This window comes from Micromonospora sp. WMMD1128, assembly GCF_027497235.1.
Lineage (GTDB): Bacteria > Actinomycetota > Actinomycetes > Mycobacteriales > Micromonosporaceae > Micromonospora.
On the sequence record NZ_CP114902.1, the window covers coordinates 4,398,681 to 4,423,770 of the forward strand.

Annotated in this window: 27 protein-coding genes; 7 read left to right on the top strand and 20 right to left on the bottom strand. The window is 73.5% G+C overall.

Going from position 1 to position 25,090, the window contains the following annotated elements:
* The first annotated feature begins 98 nt into the window (after positions 1-98).
* Entirely contained in the window at positions 99-2,552 is a 2,454-nt protein-coding gene (locus O7602_RS19520; RefSeq protein ID WP_281584079.1) for a helix-turn-helix domain-containing protein, read from the top strand.
* Between the two features lie 28 nt (positions 2,553-2,580).
* On the opposite strand, the gene O7602_RS19525 is transcribed toward O7602_RS19520, so the two are convergent.
* The 3 genes from O7602_RS19525 to O7602_RS19535 all read right to left on the bottom strand — a co-directional run bounded on the left by O7602_RS19525 (position 2,581) and on the right by O7602_RS19535 (position 5,861).
* Positions 2,581-2,958, bottom strand: coding sequence for a UBP-type zinc finger domain-containing protein (locus O7602_RS19525; protein WP_281584080.1), 378 nt, complete (start codon positions 2,956-2,958; stop codon positions 2,581-2,583).
* Positions 2,959-2,983: 25 nt separating this feature from the next.
* Complete coding sequence (locus tag O7602_RS19530) at positions 2,984-4,696, bottom strand: DUF1996 domain-containing protein (RefSeq protein WP_281584081.1); 1,713 nt, start codon at positions 4,694-4,696, stop codon at positions 2,984-2,986.
* Between the two features lie 229 nt (positions 4,697-4,925).
* Positions 4,926-5,861, bottom strand: a complete 936-nt coding sequence (locus tag O7602_RS19535; protein WP_281584082.1) for an AraC family transcriptional regulator — start codon at positions 5,859-5,861, stop codon at positions 4,926-4,928.
* A gap of 85 nt (positions 5,862-5,946) precedes the next feature.
* Between O7602_RS19535 and O7602_RS19540 the strand changes: the two genes are divergently transcribed.
* Complete coding sequence (locus O7602_RS19540) at positions 5,947-6,678, top strand: class I SAM-dependent methyltransferase (protein WP_281584083.1); 732 nt, start codon at positions 5,947-5,949, stop codon at positions 6,676-6,678.
* Between the two features lie 12 nt (positions 6,679-6,690).
* On the opposite strand, the gene O7602_RS19545 is transcribed toward O7602_RS19540, so the two are convergent.
* From O7602_RS19545 to O7602_RS19565, 5 genes are all read right to left on the bottom strand, one after another.
* Positions 6,691-7,377, bottom strand: coding sequence for a glycosyltransferase (locus O7602_RS19545; RefSeq protein WP_281584084.1), 687 nt, complete (start codon positions 7,375-7,377; stop codon positions 6,691-6,693).
* Positions 7,374-8,000, bottom strand: coding sequence for an SAM-dependent methyltransferase (locus O7602_RS19550; RefSeq protein WP_281584085.1), 627 nt, complete (start codon positions 7,998-8,000; stop codon positions 7,374-7,376). The genes O7602_RS19545 and O7602_RS19550 overlap by 4 nt, the downstream gene beginning before the upstream one ends.
* A complete protein-coding gene (locus O7602_RS19555) occupies positions 7,997-8,740 on the bottom strand; it encodes a PIG-L family deacetylase (RefSeq protein ID WP_281584086.1) in 744 nt (247 codons plus the stop codon). The genes O7602_RS19550 and O7602_RS19555 overlap by 4 nt, the downstream gene beginning before the upstream one ends.
* On the bottom strand, positions 8,734-9,693 hold the full coding sequence (locus O7602_RS19560; protein ID WP_281584087.1) for an acyl-CoA dehydrogenase family protein: 960 nt from the start codon (positions 9,691-9,693) through the stop codon (positions 8,734-8,736). Before O7602_RS19560 ends, O7602_RS19555 begins: the two co-directional genes overlap by 7 nt.
* Positions 9,694-9,857: 164 nt before the next feature.
* Positions 9,858-10,715 (bottom strand): helix-turn-helix transcriptional regulator, encoded by an 858-nt coding sequence (locus O7602_RS19565; RefSeq protein ID WP_281584088.1) that lies wholly within the window; start codon positions 10,713-10,715, stop codon positions 9,858-9,860.
* Positions 10,716-10,800: 85 nt separating this feature from the next.
* Here O7602_RS19565 and O7602_RS19570 point away from each other — a divergent pair, with 85 nt between their 5' ends.
* On the top strand, positions 10,801-11,583 hold the full coding sequence (locus tag O7602_RS19570; protein ID WP_281584089.1) for an SDR family oxidoreductase: 783 nt from the start codon (positions 10,801-10,803) through the stop codon (positions 11,581-11,583).
* Between the two features lie 287 nt (positions 11,584-11,870).
* Positions 11,871-12,692, top strand: coding sequence for a formate/nitrite transporter family protein (locus O7602_RS19575; protein WP_281584090.1), 822 nt, complete (start codon positions 11,871-11,873; stop codon positions 12,690-12,692).
* Between the two features lie 87 nt (positions 12,693-12,779).
* Here the strand turns inward: O7602_RS19575 and O7602_RS19580 are convergent, their stop codons facing one another.
* The gene (locus O7602_RS19580) at positions 12,780-13,793 is read right to left on the bottom strand and encodes a hypothetical protein (protein ID WP_281584091.1); all 1,014 of its coding nucleotides are present in this window, start codon (positions 13,791-13,793) and stop codon (positions 12,780-12,782) included.
* 63 nt (positions 13,794-13,856) lie between these two features.
* On the opposite strand from O7602_RS19580, the gene O7602_RS19585 reads away from it, so the two are divergent.
* Complete coding sequence (locus tag O7602_RS19585) at positions 13,857-14,447, top strand: TetR/AcrR family transcriptional regulator (RefSeq protein WP_281584092.1); 591 nt, start codon at positions 13,857-13,859, stop codon at positions 14,445-14,447.
* A gap of 21 nt (positions 14,448-14,468) precedes the next feature.
* Here O7602_RS19585 and O7602_RS19590 read toward each other — a convergent pair whose 3' ends face one another.
* Together O7602_RS19590 and O7602_RS19595 are read right to left on the bottom strand one after the other, a co-directional pair.
* Entirely contained in the window at positions 14,469-15,518 is a 1,050-nt protein-coding gene (locus O7602_RS19590; protein ID WP_281584093.1) for an NAD(+)/NADH kinase, read from the bottom strand.
* A gap of 119 nt (positions 15,519-15,637) precedes the next feature.
* Complete coding sequence (locus O7602_RS19595) at positions 15,638-16,813, bottom strand: metallophosphoesterase (RefSeq protein ID WP_281584094.1); 1,176 nt, start codon at positions 16,811-16,813, stop codon at positions 15,638-15,640.
* A gap of 181 nt (positions 16,814-16,994) precedes the next feature.
* On the opposite strand from O7602_RS19595, the gene O7602_RS19600 reads away from it, so the two are divergent.
* Positions 16,995-17,378: a hypothetical protein gene (locus O7602_RS19600; RefSeq protein WP_281590405.1), complete on the top strand. Its 384-nt coding sequence runs from the start codon at positions 16,995-16,997 to the stop codon at positions 17,376-17,378.
* A gap of 43 nt (positions 17,379-17,421) precedes the next feature.
* Here O7602_RS19600 and O7602_RS19605 read toward each other — a convergent pair whose 3' ends face one another.
* From O7602_RS19605 to O7602_RS19630, 6 genes are all read right to left on the bottom strand, one after another.
* The gene (locus O7602_RS19605; RefSeq protein WP_281584095.1) at positions 17,422-18,624 is read right to left on the bottom strand and encodes a helix-turn-helix domain-containing protein; all 1,203 of its coding nucleotides are present in this window, start codon (positions 18,622-18,624) and stop codon (positions 17,422-17,424) included.
* Positions 18,611-18,775 (bottom strand): hypothetical protein, encoded by a 165-nt coding sequence (locus tag O7602_RS19610; protein WP_281584096.1) that lies wholly within the window; start codon positions 18,773-18,775, stop codon positions 18,611-18,613. The genes O7602_RS19605 and O7602_RS19610 overlap by 14 nt, the downstream gene beginning before the upstream one ends.
* Before the next feature lie 188 nt (positions 18,776-18,963).
* On the bottom strand, positions 18,964-20,127 hold the full coding sequence (locus tag O7602_RS19615) for a helix-turn-helix transcriptional regulator (RefSeq protein WP_281584097.1): 1,164 nt from the start codon (positions 20,125-20,127) through the stop codon (positions 18,964-18,966).
* Positions 20,128-20,439: 312 nt separating this feature from the next.
* On the bottom strand, positions 20,440-21,336 hold the full coding sequence (locus O7602_RS19620) for a hypothetical protein (protein ID WP_281584098.1): 897 nt from the start codon (positions 21,334-21,336) through the stop codon (positions 20,440-20,442).
* On the bottom strand, positions 21,333-21,701 hold the full coding sequence (locus O7602_RS19625; protein WP_281584099.1) for a helix-turn-helix transcriptional regulator: 369 nt from the start codon (positions 21,699-21,701) through the stop codon (positions 21,333-21,335). The genes O7602_RS19620 and O7602_RS19625 overlap by 4 nt, the downstream gene beginning before the upstream one ends.
* A gap of 60 nt (positions 21,702-21,761) precedes the next feature.
* Complete coding sequence (locus tag O7602_RS19630; protein ID WP_281584100.1) at positions 21,762-22,334, bottom strand: TetR/AcrR family transcriptional regulator; 573 nt, start codon at positions 22,332-22,334, stop codon at positions 21,762-21,764.
* Positions 22,335-22,382: 48 nt separating this feature from the next.
* Between O7602_RS19630 and O7602_RS19635 the strand changes: the two genes are divergently transcribed.
* Positions 22,383-23,165 carry a class I SAM-dependent methyltransferase gene (locus O7602_RS19635; RefSeq protein ID WP_281584101.1) on the top strand — a complete coding sequence of 261 codons (783 nt, stop codon included), beginning with the start codon at positions 22,383-22,385 and terminating at the stop codon, positions 23,163-23,165.
* Between the two features lie 67 nt (positions 23,166-23,232).
* On the opposite strand, the gene O7602_RS19640 is transcribed toward O7602_RS19635, so the two are convergent.
* Genes O7602_RS19640 through O7602_RS19650 form a run of 3 tightly spaced genes read right to left on the bottom strand, consistent with a single transcriptional unit; the run spans position 23,233 to position 25,089 of the window.
* The gene (locus O7602_RS19640) at positions 23,233-23,814 is read right to left on the bottom strand and encodes a DinB family protein (RefSeq protein WP_281584102.1); all 582 of its coding nucleotides are present in this window, start codon (positions 23,812-23,814) and stop codon (positions 23,233-23,235) included.
* A complete protein-coding gene (locus O7602_RS19645; protein ID WP_281584103.1) occupies positions 23,804-24,757 on the bottom strand; it encodes a GlcNAc-transferase family protein in 954 nt (317 codons plus the stop codon). Before O7602_RS19645 ends, O7602_RS19640 begins: the two co-directional genes overlap by 11 nt.
* Positions 24,754-25,089 carry a YrhB domain-containing protein gene (locus O7602_RS19650; protein ID WP_281584104.1) on the bottom strand — a complete coding sequence of 112 codons (336 nt, stop codon included), beginning with the start codon at positions 25,087-25,089 and terminating at the stop codon, positions 24,754-24,756. The genes O7602_RS19645 and O7602_RS19650 overlap by 4 nt, the downstream gene beginning before the upstream one ends.
* Position 25,090 lies beyond the last annotated feature (1 nt).

Consider the following 25,090-nt stretch of genomic DNA (forward strand, 5'->3'; position numbering starts at 1 on the left):
CGGCCCTACCCTCCCGGTGGGCGGCCGGGTGGGGCCGGTGGGGAGGCCGGATGTCCGATCAGGTGGCGCGTCGTGGTGCCCGGAGAACACCGCCGGGCGTGACCGCGACGGACCGCTCCGCGAGTCCACTGATCCACGCCGCCGACGCGGCCCGGACCGTGCCGGAACTGGCCGGCCTGCTGCGCGAGCTGCGCCGCCGGGAGGCTCGGCAACAGGGCGAGACCCAGTTGACGTACCGGCAACTGGCGGCGAAGACCGGCTGGTCGCGAGGGGTGATCGGGGAGTACTTCGCCGGGAACATCCTGCCGCCGACGGAACGGTTCGACATCCTGATCCGGTTGCTCGGGGCGACCGCCGCCGAGCAGGGGGCGCTGGCCACCGCGCGGGACCGGGTGGAGGAGGCCCGACGGCAGCCGGACCGGGAGGAGACACCCGCGGTACGGGCCGGCGGCGGGCGGGCCCGCTCCCGGCCGGCACGGCTGCCCGTACCGCGCCAGTTGCCGCCGGCCCTGCCCGGCTTCGTCGGCCGCGCGGCGCAGTTGGCGCGGCTGGACGCCGGCGACGGCCGGGACGGGCCGGCGGCCGGCGGGCCCGCCTCGACGATCGTGGTCCTGTCGGGCACCGCCGGGGTGGGCAAGACGACACTCGCGGTGCATTGGGCGCACCGCGCCGCCGAACGGTTCCCCGACGGCCAGCTCTACGTGGACCTGCGGGGCTTCGACGCCACCGGTGCGGTGGTGACCCCGGCGGAGGCCGTGCACGGATTCCTGGAGGCGCTGGGGGTGCCGCCGGAGCGGATGCCCGTCCATCTGTCCGCGCAGGTCGGGCTCTACCGCAGCCTGCTCGCCGACCGCCGGATCCTGGTGCTGCTCGACAACGCCCGCGACGTCGAGCAGGTCCGGCCCCTGCTGCCGGGCAGCCCGGGTTGCCTGGTCCTGGTCACCAGCCGCAACCGGCTCGCCGGTCTGATCGCGGCCGAGGGCGCCCGGTCGGTCCCGGTGGGGCTGCTCAGCGCCGCCGAGTCGTGGCAGTTGCTGGCCCGACGCCTGGGCGCGGACCGGCTGACGGTCGAGCCGCAGGTCGTGGACGAGATGGTCGAGCGCTGCGCGCGGCTTCCGTTGGCGCTGGCGGTGCTCGCCGCCCGGGGCGCGGCGCACCCGGCCTTTCCGCTCGCCACCCTCGCCGCCGAACTGCGCGAGGCGGCCCGGCTGTCGGACGCGTTCGACACCGGGGACGCCGGCACCGACGTGCAGGCGGTTTTCTCCTGGTCGTACCGGAGTCTGACCCCACCGGCGGCGCGGCTGTTCCGGCTGATCGGCTGCCACCCGGGCCCGGAGATCGGGATTCCGGCGGCGGCCAGCCTCGCCGGCCTGCCCCGCGCCCGGATGCCCCGGCTGCTGGCCGAACTGGCCCACGCGCACCTGCTCACCGAGCACGCCCCCGGCCGGTTCGGCGCGCACGACCTGCTGCGGGCGTACGCGGCCGAGCTGACCGAGCGGCTCGACCCGGACGACGAGCGGCAGGCGGCGATCCGACGTGGACTGGACCACTACCTGCACTCCGCGCACGCCGCCGCGGTGCTGCTGCAACCGGGCTGGGATCCGGCCCCACTCGACGACGCCCCGCCCGGGGTGGTGCCCGAGGAGATCACCGACCCGGCGCACGCACTCGCCTGGTTCCACGCCGAGTACCGCGTGCTCCTGGCGGCGGTGGTGTACGCCGAACGTACCCGCTGCGACGGTCATGCCTGGCGGCTCGCCCGGACCCTGGTGGACTTCCTGCAACGCCAGGGACGCTGGTCGGACCTGGCCGACGCCCAGCGGACCGCCCTGACCGCGGCGCGGCGGGCGGGCGAACGCGCCGGCCAGGCCAACGCCCACCGCGACCTCGCCCGCGCCCTGGTCCGTCTGGGCCGGGAGGAGGAGGCCGCCGGCCACTACCGCAACGCGCTGGCGATCTTCGCCGACCTGGCCGACGACAGCGGGCAGGCCCGCACCCACCGGGCGTTCGGCGCCATGCTGGACACGCTGGGCCGGTACGAGGAGTCACTGCACCACGCGGCGCGGGCGCTGGCGCTCTACCAGCGCACCGGCCACCGGGCCGGGCAGGCCAGCGCCCGCAACGCGATGGGGTGGGCGCACGCCCGGCTCGGCCGGTACGGGGCGGCGCGCGAGCACTGCGAGCGGGCGTTGGCGCTGCTGCGCCGCACCGACGACCGGCACGGGGAGGCCAACACCTGGGACAGCCTGGGCCTCATCCACGACCGGCTCGGGCACCACCGCCGGGCGATCCGGTGCTTCGGCCGGGCGCTGACGCTCTACCAGCGCATCGGTGACCGGTACGACGAGGCCGACACGTTGACCCGGCTCGGTGACTGCCGGCACTCCTCCGGTGACCGGGCCGGCGCGCTCCGCACCTGGCGGCGGGCCCTGATCATCCTCGACGGCCTGGGCCATCCGGACGTCGAGGGGGTACGCGAGCGGATGGCCCGGGCGTCGGGTGCGTCTCCCGACGCCCGGGCGACGACACACGTGCCCGACGCGTCCTCGTGACGCCGGGCCGACCCAGCCAGCCTCACAGTCAGTGCAGCCGGGCCTTCCAGTCCTGCGGCACCCGACCCCGGGGGCCCGGGGCGGGCTGGTCGAGCGGGCGCGCGTGCGGCTCGGCCAGCTCCGGCCCGTCGGCGTGGAGCTTGTCGTCGGTGTAGTCCCAGAACCACGACTCACCGGGCTCGAAGCTCTGGACGAGCGGGTGACCCGAGGTGGCCGCGTGCGCGGTCGCGTGCTGGCCCGGCGAGGAGTCGCAGCAGCCGACGTGGCCGCAGGCGGCGCAGCGGCGCAGGTGGAACCACCACCCGCCGGCGGACTCGCACTCGAGGCAGCCCGTTCCGCTCGGCGGGGCGGCAGGATCGATCGCCGCGGTCACGGCCGGTGGCTCCGGCTGGGGCTGGTTGTCCATCTCCGGAGCCTACCCACGGGTGCGGTCATCGGCAGTTCCTGCCCTTGTTGAGGCAGGTGGCGATGCGTTGCATGGTCTGGGCGGAGTTGACGTTGACGAAGTCGTTGTGGTCGGAGAAGGGGTTGTGGTTCTCCTCCGGGAAGGAGTCGAGGGCGTACTCTCCCTTGACCTGCACGTTCCGCGGGATGTCGTAGGAGATCGTGATCCGGAGCTGCGGGATCGCGACGAAACCCGGCGGGCAGGCGCCGGTGGCCCGGTCGGCGAACGCGACGTGGTCGCGGTGGTTGGCGCTGTCGGTGTTCGCGCCGTCCCAGCAGCCGGGGAAGTCCTGGACCCGTTGCACCTGACGACCGGGCGGGCAGATCGGATACCTGTCGGAGAGCCGGTCGGTGAAGCCGGAGCAGGTCCAGGTGGCACGGGCGTTGGCCGGGCCGCGGCTGGTGGGTTTGGCGTCGCCGGTCAGTTCGCGCAGGAACTTGGGCATCGGCACGACCTTGCCGACCGGATTGCCGCGGTATTCGATGAGGACCGACGCCGGTCGCAGGATCTCGCCGGTGTTGTTGGGGAGTTCCAGGTTCGCGCCCTGCGGGTCGGGCAGCGGGCTCGCGCTGCCGGTCGGGGCCGGGGACGGTGGGCCGCCGCGCTGGTCGAGGGCGCACGGGGCGAGAGCGTCGAGGCCCTGGGGACGGGTGCCGGCGCGGCCGATGGCGATGGTGATCCGGTCGAGCACGGCGATCCGCTTGGCCCGCAGCGGGCCGAGGACGGCGTTCTCGACGAAGCCGGCGCCGCCTTCGCCGCGGCTGGTGACCAGCCGTTGGTTCGCCTCGGAGATCTGCCGGTCGAGTTCGCCGAGGCCGCGGTCGACCTCGGCGAGGGCCGACCGGGGCACGCCGGGCAGGCGATCCCGTACGGACGGGCAGGTCACCTGCGGGGTGGCCGACCTCGTGGCGACGGGGTGCCCGCCGCCGTGCAGTCGGGCGTGGATGGCGTCGTAGCTGACGTCGCAGTCGGTCAGTGAGCGCAGGCGGGCCGGGTACTGCCCGCCGGCTCGACGGATCGTGTCCCCGATCGCGACCAGCGAGGCCGCGCGGCGGGCCCGCAGCCACTGCAACACGTCGTTGTTGAGCTGGACGTGCACGCCGCGGGTGGCGGTTACCCGCCGGTCGGCGGCGACCCGGTACCGCTCCAGGTCGGCCAACTGACTGTCGACCGCCGCCTTCGCCCCGGTGGGCACGGCGGGGAGGCGGTCACGCACGGACGGGCAGACCACCGTCCCCGAGGTGGCGGCCAGCGCCCGCTGGATGTCCCTGCCGTCGGCGCGCACCGAGCGGTCGATCCGCACCACCGGCCAGAAGTACGAGGACTTGTCACCGTTGACGCAGGTGGTTCCCGAGGCGTCCAGGTCGGCGTCCGAGGAGTTCGCGGTGATGGCGAGGTTGCCGACGAAGTCGTGCACGTGCTCGGCGCCGTTCCGCACCCCGGGTTGGGCGACCGGGTTGTCCGGGCTGAACTTGCGGTTGCCGTTGGTCCCGCAGTCGACGGTGAACCGGCCGGTCGAGGCGTCCGGCCCGGTCCGGGGCCGGTCCACGTTCGGCGTGACCCGTTCGATCGGGACGAAGGACGACAGGTTCGTCGCCGCGTCCGCGGTGCCCTTACCGCCGCTGGAGACGAACGTGGCCGTCAGCGCGGCCGTCGCGGCGAGCACCACCGCGCCCGCGACGATCCGGGTGGGTGTCACACCACCCGACGGTCGCCTTCCGTAACGCCTTCTCATGTCGTCTTCTCCTCGGTCGCGGGGGCCGGCCTTCCGGTGCTCCGGCTGTCGCGTTCGGGTACGGCGTCGCCGGGTGCGGCCGATCAGCTTTTCCCGGCGCGTCACCGATCGGTAAGAACTCGGTCGGCCCTCGTCCGGCGGACCGGCGGTGTCCACCGTCGACCCGGGGACGCCGACCGCGGACAGGTCACGCTCACGACCCGGCGCGCTGGGAGCGACGCCACCGCTGGGGCGTGATGCCGTAGCGCTCGCGGAAGCGACGGACGAGATAGGCGGCGTCGCGCAGGCCGGTTCGGGCGGCCACGACGTCGAGCGGCAGGTCGGTCTCGCGCAGCATCCGCCGGACCTCGATCATGCGCCGTTCGGTGATCCATTCGAGCAGCGGGCGGCCGGTGCGGCGGCGGAGCACGGTCGTGAGGTGCCCCGGCGTGTAGCCGATCGTGCGGGCGATGTCGGCGGCGGAGACCGGTTCGCGGAAGGTCGCGTCGATCTCGGTGAAGACCCGCTCCACGAGCGGGTCCGGCGTGGCCGCGGCGTCGGGCGCGAGTCGCGCCGCCGCGACCAGGAGCCGGGTGAGCAGCGCGGCGACCGCCTCGCGGGCGCCCCGACGGTCCGGGTCGGCGAGTTCCCCGGCCAGGTCCACCAGCCACGCCGACCACGTCGCCCGGTCGGGCTCGGCGATCCGGCCGTGACCCGTGCCGGACGCGAACAGGGCCAGGAGCGGATGGTGCGCCCAGGCCAGCGGGGAGACCGAGGCCAGCGCCGGGACGGCGTCCGGGATGAACGCGACCGCCCACGCGCGACCGCGGGCGAGTTCGGCCGTGACCGCCCCGCCGATGACCTGACCGGGCGACACCGCGTGCACCTCGCCGGCGCGCAGCGACCGTTCCACGCCGTCGACGGTGAACGCGCCCGTGCCCTCCTCGACATAGACCAGGACGAGGAAGTCGTGGGCGTGCCGGTGCTCCGGCGGGAGGCTCGCCCGGGCGGCGTCCGGGTCGAAGCGGGTCACCGAGACGGCGGGCCGGCCGGGACGCTGCCGGTAGCGGTAGACAGGCGTCCCGTCGGGCCGCACCGTGCGCAGCCCCCGCGCCGCGTCCGGCGGGTCACCTACCGAAGAAAGTCCCATGGTTGCCACGTTAGGTCCGGCACGACAACCCCGGAAAGTCCAAGACTCGGAGGCGGCCGACCCGGCCCGTCACCAGGAGGCATCGATGGCAGCTCCGACCCACGTCCGCATCCTCGACAACCGAACGCCGCAGGAGCGGGACCGCGCGTTCCTGCCCGGCGCGGGCAAGACCTGGCTCCTGCCGCTCTACGACACCTTCAGCCGCGTGGCCGGCATCCGCGCGCTGCACGAACGCGCGGTCGAACTCGCCGGCATCGAACCCGGCCAGGCCGTGGTCGACGTCGGTTGCGGCACGGGCAACCTGTCGTTCGCCGTGCTCGCCGCCCGGCCGGACGCGCGGGTCACCGGCCTCGACCCCGACGCGGACGCCCTCCGCAGGGCGGCCCGCAAGGCACGCCGTCGCCGCGTCGGTCTCACCCTCGTCCAGGGGTACGCCGACCGGCTCCCCGCCGGGGACGCCTCGCTCGACCACGTGGTCTCCTCGTTGGCCCTGCACCACGTCGACGACGACGGTCGGGTCGCGTTCGCACGCGACGCGCGGCGTGCTCTTCGGCCGGGAGGCACGCTCACGGTCGTCGACCTCGGCGGCCCGGCGTCCACCGCCGGGCACCCCGCACACGGCCATGGACACAGCCCGTTCCGGGCCCTGACCCGCCCCATGCGTTCCCGCGTCGCGCACAGCCCGGTGGTGGCCCGCAACCACGGCAACGGCCTCGTCACGCTCCTGACCGACGCCGGGTTCGGCGACGCCCGGGAGGTCGCGCACGTCGACCACAGATTCGGCCGGGTCACCTTCGTGCAGGCGTCCCGACCCTAGGCGGTCGTTGCCTCAGCGGGACGCCGGCCGGCCGTCGAGGGCATCGAGGTAGCCGGCGAAGCCGTGGGGGGCCCGGCCGTGCCGCCGGGCGCTGGTCCGGACCGGGCAGCCGGCGTCGGCGACGACCCGCATGGCACGCCGGCGACCGCGCTCGACCAGGTCGTGGTCCTCGCCGGAACGCAGGTCGGAGAATCCGCCCAGCCGCTCGTACGCCGCCGCGGCACAGCCCAGGTTCGCGCCGTGGACGTGCCGGTGACCGGCGGTGGTCAGGCCCTGCCGATACCGGATCTCGAAGCGTTCCCGGACCTGCTGGGAGCGGACCGCCCAGTCGGTGACGCGCACGGTGCCGACCAGCAGGTCGGCGCCGGCGTTGGCGTGGCGCAACTGCCAGCCGCCCCACCGCCGGGGCACGCGGCTGTCCGCGTCGGTGGTGACGAGCCACAGGCCGTCCGAGCCGTGGCGCAGGGCGTACGCCATGCCGGCGGCGCGGGCCCGGCCGACGCTGCGGGCCCGTACCGTCACCACGACGGCGCCGAGGCCCTCGGCCACGGTGGCCGTCCCGTCCCGGCAGTCGTCGGCCACGACGATCACCTCCGAGCGCACCGGCAGGTGACGGAGCGCGCCGCGGACCGAGATCAGGCAACCGGGTAGCGACGCCTGCTCGTCGTGGGCGGGCACCACGACCGCGATCCGGTTCACCGCAGACCTTCGGCCTGCGCGACGGAGCGGGCCGGCGGCGGCACCCGGACGAAGACGTCCAGAAGGAAGTCCGCCTCCTCGTGGCGCACCGTCCGCACCAACCCGTCCACGTCGTCGAGCAGCCGGTGCACGTCGTCCCCGCCACGAACGTGTTCGGCCACCGCCGGCCGCCAGTGCACGGCGACGAGCGTGCCGCCCGGCGCGAGCGAGTCCACCGTCCGGGCCGTCAGCAGGTCGAGACCGGCGTCGTCGAGGTAGTAGCCCAGCTCGGAGAGCACGACCAGATCGAAGGGTACGTCCGTCGCGGCCGGCCACTCGTCGGGCACTTGCATCCGCTCCACCCGCACGTGGGCCAGGTCGGAGAGCCGTTGCCGGGCGCGGGTCACGGGCGCGGCGGCGAGGTCGACCGCCAGCAGCCGGTCGCACCGGGCGGCGAGGCGGCGGGTGAGCACGCCTGTCGAACATCCCGGCTCGAACGCCGACCGGTATCGCCGACGAGGCAGGCAGGCGACGGTCAGATCGTGCTTGCGCTGTTCGTACCAGCGGGTCTCGAAACTCCACGGGTCCTCGGCCCCGGCATACATGTCGTCGAAGTACGCCGCTGGAGTGCGTCGTGCGGTCATGGCACGAGCACCGTCTCGTAGGGACGCGCGAAGCGGGCGAGGACGTGCGGGGGAAGGATCGCGGCGTCGGCGGGGTCCGGTCCGAGCGGCCGGACCTGGCTGCGGAAGGCGTCGATCGCGTCCCGCTTGGCCGACCTGGCCGCCCCGGTCAGGTCGACCCGGCGCGCGCGGTGCCACGGCACCTCCGGATCGTCCGGCTCGGCCCAGTGCCACGTCCAGACGGGAAACTCCAGCAGCATCGCGCCGGTACGCCGGCAGGCCGCCGCGGCGGCCCGCCCGACCGCCTCGTGGTCCGGGTGGCCGTCGCCGCGCCAGGTCGTGACGCACCACCGGCCGGGGGTCAGCCGGGCGGTCAGCGTGTCGGTGAGCGCCGCCTCGTCGACCCCGCCGTCGGGATGCCCGAGATGGTCGATGGCGGCGGGCGCGACGCCGAGCAGTCCGCACGCGGTGACCGTCTCGGCCCGCCGGATCGCGGCCAGTTCCGCCCGGGAGTGGACCGTCGAACCGGGATGGGACGCCTCGCCGTCGGTCACCACCGCGATCTCGGCGCCGGGACCGTCGGCGAGCATGGCGACCAGGCCGCCGACACCGAGCACCTCGTCATCGGGGTGCGGGGCGACGACAAGCGGCGGCGACGACCACGCCGGGTCGTCCAGGGTCAGCGTGGGCCAGGTGGCCGGAGCTGTCCACGTACGCCACCTCGTCTCGTCGGTGCCCGCGCCGACGATCGGTCTCACCATCCGGGGTCCCCCTCTGCCGTCACCAGTTCGCCCAGGTGAGCCAGGTCCGCCTCCGCGTGGCTCTGGCGCACGTACACCGTCAGGTCGGCGACCCGCCTGGCGTGGTCGGCGTCCTGGCACAACGGGCCTGCCCCCAGCGCCCGGCCGACCCGGTCCACGACGGCGGTGGCGGTCGCCTCGACGGTGGCGCGGACCCGGTGCGCCAACCGATCCGCGTCGCCGGTCGGGTTCGCGTCGACCTCGTCGGCGGCGGCGAACAGGACGGCGCGGGCGGCGGTCAGGGCCACGTCGACGGCCCCGAGGTGCGCCATCGCGTGCGGGCCGAGGTCACGGCGCCGCGCCGCGGCGTGCAGGGTGTCGGCGATCCCGACCGCGCCGCCGTACCAGCAGGCCGCCACGCCCAGCCCGCCGTGCCAGAAGCCGGGCCGCGCGGTGTAACCGCCGGGACCGCCCACAGGTACGGCGGTCACACCGTCGAAGCGGACGGTCCGGCTGTCGCTGGCGGCCATGCCGACGGCGGGCCAGGTGCCGGCCAGCGGGGTGACTCCGGCCGCGCCGACGTCGATCGCGAAGAGTCGTACCTCGTCGGCGGCGACGGCGGTCACCAGGGCCCGGGACAGCAGACCCGCCCCGGAGCACCAGGGACGGTCACCGGTCAGCCGCCACCGGGAGCCGTCCCGGGAAGCGGTGACCGAGGCCGGTGCGGCGGCCCAGACGCCCCACGGTTCGCGGCGCCACCCGGGGTCGATCGCCGCACCCAGCTCGGCGAGGATCGCCAGCGCGTCGGCGTGCCCCTCCCCCAGCCGCGCCAGCGCCGGGTCGGCACGGCCGAGTTCGACGAGGCGCCGCCACCGCTCGGCCGTCCGTCCGCCGCCGGGCAACGGCAGGTCGAGACGCCCGTCGCGCACCGCCGACCGGAACGCCGCCGCCGTGTGCTGCTCCCCCGTGGTCACCCTCGGATCCCCACCCGTCATCGCGAACCCCCATCCCGGCAACCGACGTGGGTCGCGGCCGGAAGATGCCCTTCCCTCGGGGGGCGAAACATCGCCTGACATGGTCGGGCGCGCACCTGCCGCCGGTCGTTACCGGATCCCGGCCACCGGCTGCGCCGGTGCGGTCAGGGTGACCGGTGCGTCGGGGCGTAGTCGGGACCGACCACGGCGAGCAGGGCCAGGGTGTCGGCGTCCGGGGATCCGGCCGGTGCGGTGTAGAGCACGAGGTGCTGGTCGCGGTCGGTGAGGTCGAGCGAGTCGCAGTCGACGGTGATCTCGCCGACCACCGGGTGGTGGAAGGTCTTGGTGAGCATCGACGCGGCGCGTACGTCGTGGCGGTCCCAGAGGCGGGCGAAGTCGGGGCTGCCCTGGCGCAGCTCGGCGACCAGGCCGGTCACCGCGGGGTCGCGTGGATACCGGGCGTGGGTGGCCCGCAGTCGCCGGACGGCGTGCCGGCGGAACTCGGCGGCTTCCGAGACGCCGTACACCGGCGCGGTGCCGGGCACCGGCCCGAGGAACGCCCGGCGCGCGAGGTTGCGCTCCCGCGGGGTGAGCCGCCCGAAGTCCTCCATGAGCGCGGCGGCGAGATCGTTCCAGGCGAGCACCTCGAAGGTCGCGGACGTCACGAACGCGGCCGTGCCCGGCAGCCGGCCGAGAAGCGCGAGGATGCTCGGGCGTACGTCCCGGCGGTGCAGCCCCGCGCGGCTCGGCGTGGCGCCGGCGAGAACGTGCAGGTGGTCGGACTCGACGTCGGTCAGCCGCAGCGCGCCCGCGACGGCGGCGAGGACCTCTCCCGAGGGCCGCGGCGCGCGGCCCTGTTCGAGTCGCACGTAGTACTCGGTGGAGATGTGCGCGAGCACCGCGACCTCCTCGCGACGCAGGCCCGGCGTACGCCGTCGCCGGCCGGGGGCGAGGCCGGCGTCCTCCGGTCGCAGCCGCTCGCGGCGGCTGCGCAGGAACGCCCCGAGTTCGTGTCTGTCCATCCCCCAAGTCTGCCTCCCGCGTGGCGGCGGAGCCTGGTACCACCGGTACCTGTATGCGCGGTCGAGCCGCCACCACGCTTGGGGCATGACCAACGACGGGAACACCACACCGATCGGCCTGCTCACCGGCAAGGTCGTGCTCATCACCGGCGCGAGCCGCGGCATCGGGGAGGCCGCGGCCCACCTGTTCGCCCGCGAGGGCGCCGCGGTCGTACTCGCCGCCCGCGGCGCTGACGCCCTGCACCGGATCGTCGCCCGGATCCGCGCCGACGGCGGCGTCGCCGACGCGGTCACCCTGGACCTCGCCGACCGGGCGAGCGTGCGCGCCGCCGTCGACCGCGTCGACGAGCTGCACGGTCGACTCGACGGCGCCTTCAACAACGGCGCGGCACTCCAGCAGCCCGGGCCGCTCGACACGACAAGCGACGAGGACGTGGAACGCCAGTTCACCGTGAACTTCCGTGGGCACTGGACGGCGATGACCGCCGAGGCGGCCCTGATGCGGCGCACCGGCGGCGGCGCGATCGTCAACACCTCAAGCATCGGCAGTCGCCGTGCGAACCGGGACCTCCCCGCCTACGGGGCGATGAAACGGGCGCTCAACAGCATCACCGAGACTGCCGCCGTCACCTGGGCCAGGCAGGGCATCCGGGTCAACGGCATCACCCCGGGCGGCACCGCGACCGAGATGATCGACGCCTGGGAGGCGGCGTCCCCGGGCGTGATCGAGCGGATCAACACCCTTATTCCGCTGGGTCGGATGGCCGAACCACGCGAGGTCGCCGAGGCCGCCGCCTGGCTGCTCAGCGACCGCGCCGCCATGGTCACCGGCGCGATCGTCCCGGTGGACGGCGGCGCGGGCGCCTGACACCTCCCGCCCCCTTGACCCTCGACCTGGTGGAGCCCGCACCCTTCGTGCGTGACATCCGGAGAAAGTGAGACGCGACAAGGTGTCCGGTGATCGAGCTGGAGCGGCTGCGGCCGATCCTGCAGGGTGCAGCACCGGCCGCCGGGGCCGCCCGGGCGGTGCCGGCAGCAGTACGACCTTCTCCGGCAGCGCGTCCGGTCCGCCCTGGAAGCCGGTCCGGCACCGCCGACGGCGGCCGAGACGACCATGTTCGGGCTAATCTGTCCCAGTTCGGGTACGGCGGGACGATGAGCGAACAGCGCCGCAATGCCGACCGTGCCGAGGAGGCCACCCCCGAGCGACCAGAGCCGGAGCTCGAAGAGGCGTTCGACCGGTTGGTGGAGGAGGGCGACACGCGGTTGGCCCGGCCGTGGCCGGCGCTGATCGCCACCGGGCTGCTCGGCGGCATCGACGTGGGCACCGGGGTGCTGGCGTATCTGCTGGTCGAGCACGTCACCGGGCAGCCGCTGCTGGCCGGGCTCGCGTTCAGCATCGGTTTCGTGGCGCTGCTGCTGGCCCGCAGCGAGCTGTTCACCGAGAACTTCCTGGTGCCCGTCACCGCGGTGGCCGCCCGGCGCAAGTCGCTCGGGTCGCTGCTGCGGCTGTGGGCGGTCACGCTGGCGGGCAACCTGGTCAGCGGCTGGCTGCTGGCCTGGCTGATCGTCACCGGCCTGCCCGGGTTGCGCGAGACCGCGATCGAGTCCGGCCGCTTCTACGCCGACCTGGGCGTCAACCTGCGCTCGTTCGTCCTGGCGGTGCTCGCCGGCATGGTGATCACCCTGATGACCCGGATGCAGCACGCCACCGGGAGCCTCGGCGTGCAACTGGTGCCGGCCCTGCTGTTCGGCGCGCTGCTCGCCGGCGGCCAACTGTTCCACAGCGTGCTGGACTCGATCCTGATGTTCGCCGCGCTGGCGACCGGGCACGCCCCGTTCGGCTACCTGGCCTGGCTGGGTGCACTGGGCTGGTCGGTGCTGGGCAACGTCGTCGGTGGGGTGGGCCTGGTGGCGTTCCTGCGGCTGGTGCGGGTGGAGCACCGGCTGCTCCGGGAACGCGCCGACCAACCCTGAAGCGTTCCGGATCGGCGCCCCGGGAGGGTCGACGCTGCGCACGGGTGACGCCACCTGCCCAGCGCCATGGGGAATGACGCCGGACGGCTAGCCGGCGGGCCGGCTCGACGCGCGGGAGCGCCCGTACTCCGCGAGGGCGTGGAAGGCGGCCTTCGGCGTCCACGAGCCGTCCGGCAACACCCGGACGATCCCCCGCGCGGCCAGGTCGTAGTCGTGCTCGGGGTCGCCGGTGGTCGGCAGGTGCCGGTTGGCGAACGTGTAGACGAACGCCGCCTCCACCCCACCGGCCTCGTAGTCGCGCAGCAGGTCGACGAGGTAGCGGGCCTGGCCCTCCTCGTCGCGCTCCAACTCCGCGGTGAGCGTGGCGGCGCGGCCGTGCTCGTCGTACGTCACCGGCTCGGTCGCGCCCGCGACGTCGGCGGCGCCGCGGTACGTGCAGCAGCCGAACTCGGTCGCGGCGTAGGGTTTGCCCTGCCCCACCGCCGCCGCCAGGCTCTGCGGGAACGCCGCGGCGTTCGTCGCGTCGCGGTAGCCGGCGTCGCTGGCGATGATGTCGAACGGCGTCCAATCGACGTCTTCCAGCGGGATCGAGGCGTATCCGACGGGGCCACCGAAGCGTTCGCGCACCGCGGGCACCGCTTCGGCGAGGAAGTCGCGCACCGCGGCCCGGGCGGCCGGGACCGCTTCCCGCATCCGCATCGGATCGGTGAACAGCGCCATGCGCTCGGCCAGGTCGCGGCCGGGCAGGAAGCCGTCGGTGAACATGGAGATCTCGGAGCCGGTGAGGTACACGACCGGGACGCCACCACGCCGCAGCCGTTCGGCCCGCTCGGCGCCGTCGAGCACGAACGCCATGAGTTCGTCGCGGTCCAGGCCGTTGGTGAACGGGCAGTACCACACCTCGAGCCCCGCCTCGGCCGCCAGCCGCGCGGCCACCTCCAGCCGGTCCTGGACGCCGCCGGTGATCCGCACCGCGTCGCAGTGCAGCTCGTCGCGGATAACGCGCATGTCGTTGCGTACGGTGTCGGGGTCGAACGGCTCGTGGGTGGTGGATCCGGCGCTGACGAAGCCGGTGTCGTAGTTCATGCCGAAGACGCGCATCAGGAACCCTCTCCTTAAGGTACGCCTCGTACCCTATAAGGTACGAGGCGTACCCTGCAAGGCATGGGCACGAGGCGTCGGGGCGCGGAACTGGAACGGGCGATCCTGCTCGCGGCGGCGGCGGAACTGCGCGAGTCCGGATACGCGGGCATGACGATGGACCGGGTCGCCGCCCGCGCCGGCACCAACAAGAACGCCATCTACCGCCGATGGCCGCACCGCGCGGCGCTGGGCATCGCGGCGTTCCGCCACCTGTCCGACGCCGCCCTGCCGCACCCGGACACCGGCGGCCTGCGGGGCGACGCGCTGGAGATGCTCCGGCGGGCCAACGAGACGTGGTCGTCGCCGCACGGCGCGATCCTGCGCGGCCTGATCGCCGCCGCGGCCGACGACCCGGAGCTGCTCACCCTCATGCGCGAACGTTCCGGCGCCGACACCATGGACCGCGCGTGGATCACGATGCTCGAACGGGCCGTGGCCCGCGGCGAGGCGCCGGCCGCGGCCATCCACCGCCGGGTGGCGACCACACCGATGATGCTGCTGCGCGCCGAGTACGCGATGCGCGGCGTCCCCTCGGTCCCCGATGAGGTGCTCGTCGAGATCGTGGATGAGGTGTTCCTGCCCCTGGTGCGCGGTCGCGGCCGACCCGACTGATCGGCGGCCCGGTCCTCGACCTCAGGCCCTCATGTCCCGCAGGTGCCGCAGGTCTTCCGGCACCGGGCTGTCCGGCCGGTAGACCAGCGGGGCGTCCCCGTCCGCCGTGGCGGCGGGCGCGTCGGCGAGCGAGAAGCGGTCCCGCAGGCGTCCGAAGAAGTCGGTCGAGCCGAACCGGAGGATCCGCAACCGCCACGGCGCGGCGTACGCGGCCACCCAGTCGCCCGGGTCCAGCACCCCCCGCAACTGCCCGTCGATGCTCACCGCGACCTGCCCCGACCGGGGCAGCACCCGCACCCCCACCGACTCCTGCGGGGAGAACAGCAGGCTGCGGTTGAACGCCATGTGCGGGGCGACCGGAGTGAACACGAGCGCGTCGAGCAGCGGCGACAGGACCGGCCCGCCGGCCGCGAAACTGTAGGCCGTCGAACCGGTCGCGGTGGAGACCATCACCGCGTCGGCGGAGTACGAGGCGAACAACCGCCCGCTGATGTATATGCCCAGGCTCGCCTGCCGGTCCCGGGCGAGCTTCTCGAAGACCACGTCGTTGACGGCGACGACGTCCAACGGCACCCCCCAACCGACGGCCTCCGGCGTGCTGTCGCGCACCCCGGGCGGAGGCATCGCCGGACCCCGGCCGTAGCGCAGCAGCGTCCCGAGCTCCGGGGGGATCTCCAAGGGCCGGGAGGCGCGCATGGTCAGGGTCATCCGCTCCTCCACGTCCACCGGGCCGACCCGCGCGGCCTCAAGGGTCTCGATCGTGCGCTCCGGTGGCACCTCGGTGAGGAACCCGACCCGCCCGACGTTGACCCCGAGGACCGGGCAGTCGACCACCGCGGCGATGTGCACGCCACGCAGGAAGGTTCCGTCGCCGCCGATCGTGACGATCAGGTCGAGCAGGCCGATCGCCCGTGTCTCGTCCCGGCCGGTGCGCCGCTCGGTCGCGTGCCACACGTCCAGCTCGACCGTCTCGACCCCCCGGTCGACGCCCCAGGCCCGGATCTCCTCAGCGGCCCGGGTCGCCTCCGCCTTGCCGGAGTGCACCACCAGTCCGATCCGGTCCAACCGCATCCGTGCCCCCCGGTTCCGCGCCGCCACCCGCCGCCGACCTCCACCGTGACACACCGGGCCGGCGATGGCCGCGCCACCGCCGTAGTCACCGGATCGGATGGTGCGCCGAGCGGTCCGGACTACCCCGCCCGGAGGGTGAGCAGGGTGATCTCGCTCGGCGCGAAGATCCGGAACGGCGGCCCCCAGAACCCCGTCCCCCGGCTCGTGTAGAGCTGGGTCCGACCGTGCCGGCTGAGGCCCTGCACGACCGGCTGGTCGAGCCGGACCAGGTAGTGGAAAGGCCACATCTGGCCGCCGTGGGTGTGCCCGGACAGTTGCAGATCCACGCCGGCGGCCACCGCGTCACCGATCTGCTTCGGTTGGTGGGCCAGCAGCAGCACGGGCAACTGCGGATCGGTGCCCGCGAGCGCCGCGGCGTGGTCGGCCCGGTGACCGGCCAGGCCGGACGAGGCCGCGGTCACGTCGTCCACCCCGGCGACGACGAGCCGGGCGTCGTCCCGCTCCACCACGAGGTGCCGGTTGTGCAGCGGCTCCCAGCCGAGGGTCCGCATGTGCTCGACCCAGCCCTGCGCCTCGCCGTAGTACTCGTGGTTGCCCGTCACGTACACCCGGGCCAGCCGGGCCCGGACGGCGCCGAGCGGCGCGGCCTGCGCCCGGCGCTGGTCGACGGTGCCGTCCGCGATGTCGCCGGTGTGACAGACGATGTCGGCGGCCAGGTCGTTGACCACCTCGATGGTGCGGGCGGACCAGCGGGCCCGGTCGAGCGGGCCGTAGTGGGTGTCGGTCAGCAGCACCACCCGGGCCCCGTCGAGGCCCGCGCCGAGCCGGTCGACGGTGACGTCCACCCGCCGGACCCGAGGCACGCGCATCGCCTCGGCGTACCCCCAGACGGCCAGGACGACCGAGACGGCGCCCACGCCGACCGCCACGGACCGGGACCGGACCGGGTCCGCGACGCCCGCCGCGGCCAGCACGAGCCGGGCCACGTTGCCCAGCAGCGCCCAGACGAAGAGGATCCAGACCAGGCCGAGGAGCGTGTCGCCGATACGGGCTGCCGCGTCCAGCCGCCGGCGGCCGTGTCCGAGATACATCAGAGCGGGAAACGCGACGAGCGCGGCGACGAACACCGCCGTGCCGGCGGCCACCACCGGCGCCGGCCACCGCGCGGCCACCGTCAACGTCCACCAGGGCAGCCCGAACAGCAGTGCGAGGACCGCGACAAGCGTCGCGCCGGACACCAACGGTCGCAGCGACCGTCGCGCCGGCCGCGTGTGTACGGCGTCGCCAGCTGTCATCGTCGTCCCTCCGTCGGGTCCGTGCAGCATGACACGACCCGGCCCGGATCGACCACGCGCTGAGCCGGACGCCCGTGCGCGCATCCACAGGCATGGCGACACTCCGCAGGGGGAAGAGAACGGGGGTCGTGGGCGCGCTCCCACGGCTCGTCCCCTCGCAGAATGGAGGCTCCTCGTGGTCATGGCGCTACTGCTCGACCTCGCCAATATCGTCGGTGGGTTCCTGCTGGCTGCCGCGCTGCTGCGGCTGTTGCCACGGGTCGGCGACGACCTGGACCGGCTCGCCGGTCGAGCCGCTCCGGTCGCCTGGATCGTCGGCCTGGTGGCGCTCGTGACCGGCGGCTACTACCTGATCGTCCACCTCGTTTCCGGCCCCCGGGTGTTTCACTTCGAGGTGGTCGGCATCGGCGTCGGGTTGGCTCTGCTGTGGAGCCGGCTGACCGGGCGGCAGGAGCCGCGGGCCGAGCAGCCGGGCGGGGCCACGGGCGTCCGCCTGCTGCTCGCGGTCTTCGGTCTCATCGCGATCGCGGTCGGCATCCAGGGTCTGTTCACTCCGGACGGATGACCGGAATTCCCGTCGGCCCGGCCGCCGGGATGCGCGGTCATCGTCAGCCCGTGCCGAGGGTGGCGGCGAGGTCGGTGAGCGTCGTCGGGGCGCGCGGGTCGCGGGCGACCCGAAGGAGTACGTCCCGACCGGCTGGGCGGTGGCGGAGCTCGGCCGGCGCGATGCGGTCGACTGCGGTCAGCGCACGGCCGGCGTTGACCGGGTCGTCGGCGTGCAGGTAGGCGCGGGCGGCGTCGATCAGGTGCGCGGCGCGGTGTTCGGTGGGCAGCCACCGCCATCCGTCGCCGGTGGCGACCTGCTCGTGCCGGACGATGGCCTGCCGGGTCTCGCCCAGCTCGGCGGTGGTGGTGATCCGAGCCAGCTCCACCGCCGTGGGTCCGAACCCGGTCCGGTGGTGGTCGTGGCCCTCGCCCACCCGTGCGGCCATCTCGGCGGCCTCGTCGAGCAGCTTCGCCGCCGTACGGTCGTCGCCGTCGCGGGACGCGGCCAGGGCGGCCTGGACGAGCAGCGTCCCGCACAGCGACAACTCGGGCGGGCTGCCGTCCTCGATCACCGGCGGGGCGATCCGGTAGGCGGCGGCCAGCATCGCCGACGTCGCCAGCCTGGCCCGTCCCGACTCGCGCAGGACCGGGCCGAGCTGCACGGCGGCGGCAGCCACCGCCAGTCGGTCACCGGTGGCGGCGATCATCGCCCGGTCGACGGCCAGCCACGCCACGTCGACAGCGCCGAGCTTCGTCAGCAGCGACGCCGTCACCCGGTACGCCTCCACCAACAACGCGCGACCCGTCCCGGGTTCGTGGGCGTGGGTCCGCTGCGCGTCGGCCAACAACCGCGGCACCAGCTCGACCACCTGCGGATACCGGGCGTGCTGGAAGGTGCTCCACACGTGCCCGACCGCCCCCGCCAGCGCCTCGACCGGCAGCACCGGGCCACGGCCGACCGGGCGGCCCAGGGCGATCTCGTACGTCGACAGCGCCGCGCGGATCCGCTCCACCCCCTCGACGCGCTCGGCCACCCCGACCGGCTCGGTGTGCCGGCCGAGCAGCACCGCCGTGTCGATCCGCAGGGCGACGGCGATCTCCCGAAGCGTCGACACCTTGTCCAGCGACCGGACACCCCGCTCGACCTTGTCCACCCAACTCTTCGACTTGCCCAACCGGTCGGCGAGCATCTGCTGGGACAGCTTGCGCCGGCCCCGCCAGTACGCCACCCGCCGGCCGACCGGCAGCAGGTCACTGCTGTCCACGGCGCCACCGCCGGTCCGGCACCGCCCGGGTCGTCTCCTCGACCGGTATCCGGTCCGCCTCGGCCTGCTGGAGAAGCCGCCGCCGCGCGGCCTCCCGCTCCGCCTCCTCAATCTCCTCGCCTCGGCTTCCCGACGGGGTCTTCTCGCTCATCCCTACCTCCGCTGGCAGGGGCACGACGGCATGCTCGGCCAAGGACCGACACCGCCGCGCCCGACTCCATGCGGGTCACCTTCCGGCGACAACCGTGACCGAACGTGATCCGCCTGGTGACAGCATCGAGTGAATGGCCGGTTACCCCAAGGTGACACGTGTCCGCTGGACGAGCGGGCTGTCCGCTGTCAGGACGCGGGCCGGTACGTCTCGTAGACCTCGCGCAGCGCCGACACCTCTGTCGCACCGGTCTGCTCGACCCGCCGGAGTACCTCTCCTGCCCGCCACCAGTTCGACGGCACCACCCGCCCGGAGCGGATCGCCTCGGCGGCGACCGCGCTCGCTTCGTCGGGCTGATCGGCCGCGACCAGCGCCAAGGCCAGGTCGAGACGTGCGGACGCGGAGCGCCGAGGGCGGTCGCCGCCGTCTCCGCGCGGATCCAACTCCGCCAACACGACCCGGGCGACCTGCTCCGCAGCCGGGTCGCCGGCCCAGGACAGCGTCGTCGCCGTGTACGCCAACGCCTTCGTCGGGTCGTACCGGTAGTGATGCTCGGCCTGCTCCGGCACGGACAGGTTCGCGGTCAGCCGCTCCAACCGGTCCAGCGCATCGCGGGTCCGCCGGACATCACCCACGCGCGCCCACACCCTTGCCTCCTGCGCCGTCGCCTGGATGTACGCCGAGCTTCCGCGAGGTGCCACCCGCTGGGCCTGCTGCGCCAGTTCGAGCGCCTGCCGGTGCTCGCCCCGGGTGAGCCGGTCCCATGCCCGGGTTTCCAGGCACCACGCCTGGATCTCCGCATGCTCGCCGTGTCCGGCGAGCTTGGCAGCGGCAACCAGGTGCGCGCCGGCTGCGGAATGCTGCTCAAGGTCGATGTGCACAGTCGCCCGCAGCACGGTCAGCCAGCCGCCGGCAACGATCAGACGCCGCCGCTGCGCAAGGGTGCCCCGGCCGTCGAGCAGCCGACCCACGTACGCCAGATGCCGCCGCACCATCGGAAGCAGGTCCACCGGCGGCGTGGTCGCGTACGCGCTCGCCAGATCGTCGACGCCCGCCTCGATCCGGCTCAGCGTCTCGACGCTCACGTCACTGGCACGCACCCGAGCCAGCAGTTCATCGGCCTCCGCATCGTGGTCGACGGGCAGGCCGACAAGCCGCACGAGTGCCCCGCCGGCCTGAAGAATTTCATCGAGATGCCGAGCCGTCTCGGACGTCGGGGCCTTGGCGCCGGTCTCCAGATCGTGCAGGTGGCTCTTGCCCCGATGCGCGAGCTGCCCAAGCGCCCGCAGCGACAACCCACGGCCCACACGCAGCGCCCGCAACCGAGCCCCGAAACGCGGATCGACGTGCATCACAACGACGCTCCCAGCGCAGGAAGGAGGAACGCGCTTCAGCTCTCATCAGTGGACGACCACTACGGACGGTACACCGAATAGTCACGTCAACGTAACAGCCACCGCTGCCGGCTCGCGCCCGTGCCGGGTGGGCGGGATGCCTGCTGCGCGGACACACCCATCGCCCGGACGCGACACGGGTGGAACGGTATGGACGTCTGCGGCGCCCCGAGACGTCCATAGCGTTCCACCCATGGCCAGCGTGCGGCACGAGTGGAACGGTATGGACGTCTGCGGCGCGCAGCTGCCAGCGGGACGACGAAAGCTGGGTCAGGCGCGGGTGCGCTGCCGCAGCCGGGTCGAGACGACCGCGCCGACCGCCAGGAGGACCGCGACCACCAGCGACGGCAGGGCGTCGGGCCGGCGCAGCAGCTCCCCCGCCGACCCGGTGTCGCCCAGTTGATGGAGCGTGCCCAGCAGGAGGGTCGGCGCGACGGCGATCAGCAGGCGCTGGTCGGCTGTCGCCACCCAGAGGAAGGCGGCCAGTCCGACGGCCACCAGGGCGGCGGCGCCGATCCGGGCGCCCGTGTCGACCATGCGGAGGCCGTCCGCGGAGATCAGGTGCAGGGCGAGGATGCCGGCGGTGACCAGGACGGCGTTGGCCCGGGGCGTCGGCGGTACGTCTGCCGGACGCCGCAGGCCCGCCACGACCAGGGGTGCGGCGACGACCGGCGCCCACCACTGTGGCAGGCCGTTGAGGAAGAGGTACGGGGAGATCACGGTCGGTACCACCGCTGCGGACACCACCAGGGCGGCGGCGGTGCGGGTGCGGCCCGCGACGAGCGCCACGAGCGCCGCGCCGACCATGATCTCGTGGACGCCCTGATTCCGCAGGACGGTCAGCGGGTCGGAGAGGCCGCCGAACTGGAACGCCTCGATCAGGTCGTCGAGGCCGATGAGCGCGCCGAGCGCCAGCACCGCCATGGCGCCCAGGTGGATGCCCTGCCAGAGCAGCACGGCGGTGGGCCGGGGCGCGGTGCTGCCGCCGTGCACCTGGAGGGCGCCGCGGATCAGCGAGGCCGCCTCCCGGACGCTTGGCCAGCGGCGGGTGGTCGGCTCGTCGCCGATGAGCGTGTCGATCAGTTCGTCGGCGCGTTCGCGCCGGTAGTCGGCCGGATAGGCCCGCAGCAGCATCCGGTAGCGCTTCTCCAGAACATCGGCACTCATGCTGGTCTGATCCTCGCGGTAGAAGGTTGACGGGTGCTTTCCTGCGCCAGGCGGTCCATGACCACCCGGGCGGCCCGGGCGAGCCGGTCGGCTTCCTCGGCGAGCAGGCGGTAGCCCTCGTCGGTGAGCCGGTAGTAGCGACGGGCGCGCCCGTTGACGATCTCCTCACCGTCGGCGGTGACGAGGCCCTCGCCGAGCAGCCGGTCGATCACCGAGTAGAGCGAGCCGGCGGCGAGGGTCACCCGTCCGTCCGACAGCTCGGTGACCCGTTTGATCACGGCATAGCCGTGGAGCGGGCCACCGAGCAGGGCAGCAAGAACGAAGTACGACGGTTCCCGCAGCGCGGGACGCGAAGTCGATCGCATGAGCTGAATATACAAGCAACATGAGTATCTAGCCAAGGTGGCCCGCTCCGGCGTACCGCGTCAGCGCAGCACGCTCGCCACGACGTTGTGCACGTCGTCGACCGGCGGATCGCCGTGGTGCTCGGTGAACAGCAACTGCACGGCGCCGATCAGGGTCGGCGCCAGCACCTGCACGTCCGCGTCGGCGGCGATCCGACCGAGGTCGTGTTCGGCCGCCAGATAGCCGGCCACCGCGGCGACCGCCTCGCCCACCAGGGGAAACCGGGCGGTGCCGGCCGCGCGCAGGCGGTTGCGCAGCTCGTCGCGGGCGATGGTGAGCACGATGATCGCGGACATGACCGGCTCGAAGAGTTTGAACATCGCGTCGGTGAGGTTGCCGGCAACGGTCCCCGTCCCGGCCGCGTCGCGGAGTGCCACACCTTCCGCCTCCACCCACGCGATGCGGTCGAGCACCAGATCGACCAGGAACGCGTCGAAGTCGGCAAAGTATCGGTGCAGCACGCCCTTGGCGACTCCGGCCTCGTCGGTGATCGCGCGGCTGGTCAACGCCGTGACACCGCCGCGGGTCAGCACCCGCACGGCCGCGTCGAACAGTTGCTGGCGCGGATCGCGCAGAGCTACGCCGGTCGGCATGCAACGCTCCCGCTTCGTTAATGGGCGATCGCCCATTAGAGTGGGCACATGGTCACTCTACCGCCGCAACCGCACGAAGCCCGCCGCGTCGCAGAGTCGTTCGGAACCGACCCCGGGCGCTACGACCGCAGTCGGCCGCCGTATCCGGATGCGTTGATCGAGCACATCGTCGCCGCCGCACCGGGCCCCGCATTTGTCGACGTCGGATGCGGGACCGGGATCGCAGCCCGCCAGTTCCGCGCCGCCGGACGTACGGTCCTCGGGGTCGAGCCCGACCCTCGGATGGCCGAATTCGCCCGCGCGAGCGGCATCGACGTCGAGGTGGCGACCTTCGAGGCGTGGGAGCCCGCCGGCCGAAACTTCGACGCGATCGTCTCCGGCACGGCCTGGCACTGGGTCGACCCGGTCGCCGGAGCCGCCAAGGCAGCCGAGATATTGCGCCCGGGCGGCGTCCTCGCGCCGTTCGGCCACGTCTACGAACTGCCGTCGCCGATTGCCACAGCGCTCGCTGACGGGTTACGCCGGGCGGCGCCGAACCTGCCCTACCGACAGCCGACCGGTTCCATTCTCGACGGCTACCGCGCCCTCTACGACCGCGCCGCCGAGGGAGTCCGCGCGTCCGGCTGTTTCGCCGAACCCGAGATCCGCCGTTACGACTGGCAGCGGACCTACGCCCCGGACCAACTGCTCGAACTCATCACGACCTCCGGCGGCCTCGCGAGCCTGCCACCGGACAATGTCGCCGAGATCCTGTCGACGGTCACCCCCGCGGTCGACGGCGACGTCACCCTCGCCTACGCCACCTGGCGCCTGACCGCCGTCCGCACGTAACCCATTGACGCCGCTCGCCGCGACAGGGCAGCAGCAGAGCCAGAACAGTCCACTGCCGTCGGTCAGGTCATGTCGCCTCGTCAGCCGACCTGGCGGCCTGCTCGATCTTCGTGCAGTAGGCTGCGCGGGCTTCCTCGTCGATCTGGTTCTCATGTTCGGCGCGCAACCCGGTCCGGCCGTCGAGGCCCTCGCGCAGGATATCGGCGTGCCCGGCATGCCGGATGGACTCGCCGAGGACATGGACCATGACGGCGAACAGGTTCGTGTCGGCATAAGGCTCCGGCCACCACGGCACGTGGCCGGGGGCGTCGAGGGGAAGCGCGTTGATCGTCGCGTCCGAGTGTTCCCACATGCGCCGGTAGAACGCGATGATCTGATCGCGGGTCTCGTCCTCGGTCGCCCACAGATCGCTGCCGTTGGAGTCCTGCCACCGGGGCAGCGGTTCCGCGCAAGGGCGGTCGAAGACCTCGCCGAAGTACCTGGCCTCGACGGTGGCCACGTGTTTGACCAGGCCGAGGAGGTTGGTCCCGGTCGCTGTCAAAGGTCGGCGGGCGTCGTATTCGGACAAGCCGTCGAGTTTCCAGAGCAACGCCTTGCGGTCCCGCCGCAGTCTCCCGTGCAGGTTGGCTCTCGCGAAATCATCGATCATGCGGCATGAGCCTGCCATGGGCTACCGGTTGCCGAATGCCCGGGAACTGACCGGCGAGCGTCTCGGCGGTCGCCGTGCGTCGTCCGAAGTCGATGCCCGCGTACTCCTGATAGGCCGACATCGGGCGGACCGGGCCGCTGCCGAAGCCGCCCACGATGACGTACCGCAGCAGGGTCAGCACCCGGCGGCGGCCGGCCCGGTCCAGGTCGTACCAGTGACCGGCACCAGGTGTCCGGTGGTCCATCCAGTGCCGGGCCTGGTTCTCCCGCACGTAGTAGTGCCAGGCCAGCACCTCGACCGGGTGGAAGAGGTCGTAGCCCCAGGTGAACGCGCGGGTGGCGAGGTTGATCTCCTCGCCCTGGTAGTAGATGCGCTCGTCGTAGGGCACCTCGCGGACGAACGAGCCGGGGGCGAAGAGGAACCCGGCGGCCACGAAACGTGCCGGGACCGGCCCGCTCGCCTGCTGCCAGCCCGGGATCCGGAAGTGCCGGAACCGCGGCAGGCCGTCGTGGGTCCAGCCGTGGAGCGCGATGAGCGTCGGCTCGCCGCCTCCGGCGCGCTCCCGAGCCGGGTCGTAGGGCGAGGGATAGCAGCTCAGGATCGGTTTGGCCGCCCCGGTTCGCGCGGCCATCGCGATCAACCTGGTGTCCCAGCCCGGGGCGAACCGGGTGTGGCTGTCCACCTGGAGATACCAGTCGGAGTCGACGTAGTGGCGTTGGATCCGCGCGCGGGCCCAGCACACGCCGCGGCTGCGCCGGGCGTCGAACTCCAGCACCGTGACGCGGGGATCCGCCCGCAACGCCGACACGTCCTCGTCGCCGAGGTGCTGCCAGTTGACCACGATGCGCAGCTCGTCCGGGCGGTCGGCCTGCGCGAGGCAGTCGAGCACCGTCGGCACCAGCTCCGGATCGCGGTACGCCGCCACCGAGACGAAGATGCTCATGCGGCTCCCGCGAACGGGTCCGGCCTCGCCGGCTCGAAGACCAGGGGCAGGTCGTGCGCCATGGCGTACTCGTTGAGCCATCGCTCGATCGGCCCGCTCGACGGCGCGACCCACGGTTCGGCGTTGTTCTTCGGCACCACGAGCGGGCCGGTGGCGAGGCTCGCCATGATGTCGCCGGTCTCGATCGCCCGGACGGTGTCGAACGGGAAGACCCAGCACCACAGCCGTTCCGTGGCGGCCTCCGGCAGCAACGTCAGCGGCTCGCCCGGCCTCTCCTCCTCGACCCGCCGGAGCGCCACGGTGGCCCGGGCGAGTGCCCTGTCGGCGTTCATG

Coding starts and splice junctions, on each gene's coding strand:
- O7602_RS19550 (WP_281584085.1), bottom strand. CDS start 8,000: ATGACCGCACGACGCACTCCAGCGGCGTACTTCGACGACATGTATGCC.
- O7602_RS19585 (WP_281584092.1), top strand. CDS start 13,857: ATGGGCACGAGGCGTCGGGGCGCGGAACTGGAACGGGCGATCCTGCTC.
- O7602_RS19625 (WP_281584099.1), bottom strand. CDS start 21,701: ATGCGATCGACTTCGCGTCCCGCGCTGCGGGAACCGTCGTACTTCGTT.
- O7602_RS19535 (WP_281584082.1), bottom strand. CDS start 5,861: ATGGGACTTTCTTCGGTAGGTGACCCGCCGGACGCGGCGCGGGGGCTG.
- O7602_RS19645 (WP_281584103.1), bottom strand. CDS start 24,757: ATGAGCATCTTCGTCTCGGTGGCGGCGTACCGCGATCCGGAGCTGGTG.
- O7602_RS19540 (WP_281584083.1), top strand. CDS start 5,947: ATGGCAGCTCCGACCCACGTCCGCATCCTCGACAACCGAACGCCGCAG.
- O7602_RS19620 (WP_281584098.1), bottom strand. CDS start 21,336: ATGAGTGCCGATGTTCTGGAGAAGCGCTACCGGATGCTGCTGCGGGCC.
- O7602_RS19630 (WP_281584100.1), bottom strand. CDS start 22,334: ATGCCGACCGGCGTAGCTCTGCGCGATCCGCGCCAGCAACTGTTCGAC.
- O7602_RS19650 (WP_281584104.1), bottom strand. CDS start 25,089: ATGAACGCCGACAGGGCACTCGCCCGGGCCACCGTGGCGCTCCGGCGG.
- O7602_RS19600 (WP_281590405.1), top strand. CDS start 16,995: ATGGCGCTACTGCTCGACCTCGCCAATATCGTCGGTGGGTTCCTGCTG.
- O7602_RS19615 (WP_281584097.1), bottom strand. CDS start 20,127: ATGCACGTCGATCCGCGTTTCGGGGCTCGGTTGCGGGCGCTGCGTGTG.
- O7602_RS19580 (WP_281584091.1), bottom strand. CDS start 13,793: ATGCGCGTCTTCGGCATGAACTACGACACCGGCTTCGTCAGCGCCGGA.
- O7602_RS19525 (WP_281584080.1), bottom strand. CDS start 2,958: ATGGACAACCAGCCCCAGCCGGAGCCACCGGCCGTGACCGCGGCGATC.
- O7602_RS19555 (WP_281584086.1), bottom strand. CDS start 8,740: ATGGTGAGACCGATCGTCGGCGCGGGCACCGACGAGACGAGGTGGCGT.
- O7602_RS19640 (WP_281584102.1), bottom strand. CDS start 23,814: ATGATCGATGATTTCGCGAGAGCCAACCTGCACGGGAGACTGCGGCGG.
- O7602_RS19595 (WP_281584094.1), bottom strand. CDS start 16,813: ATGACAGCTGGCGACGCCGTACACACGCGGCCGGCGCGACGGTCGCTG.
- O7602_RS19590 (WP_281584093.1), bottom strand. CDS start 15,518: ATGCGGTTGGACCGGATCGGACTGGTGGTGCACTCCGGCAAGGCGGAG.
- O7602_RS19575 (WP_281584090.1), top strand. CDS start 11,871: ATGAGCGAACAGCGCCGCAATGCCGACCGTGCCGAGGAGGCCACCCCC.
- O7602_RS19565 (WP_281584088.1), bottom strand. CDS start 10,715: ATGGACAGACACGAACTCGGGGCGTTCCTGCGCAGCCGCCGCGAGCGG.
- O7602_RS19570 (WP_281584089.1), top strand. CDS start 10,801: ATGACCAACGACGGGAACACCACACCGATCGGCCTGCTCACCGGCAAG.
- O7602_RS19635 (WP_281584101.1), top strand. CDS start 22,383: ATGGTCACTCTACCGCCGCAACCGCACGAAGCCCGCCGCGTCGCAGAG.
- O7602_RS19610 (WP_281584096.1), bottom strand. CDS start 18,775: ATGAGCGAGAAGACCCCGTCGGGAAGCCGAGGCGAGGAGATTGAGGAG.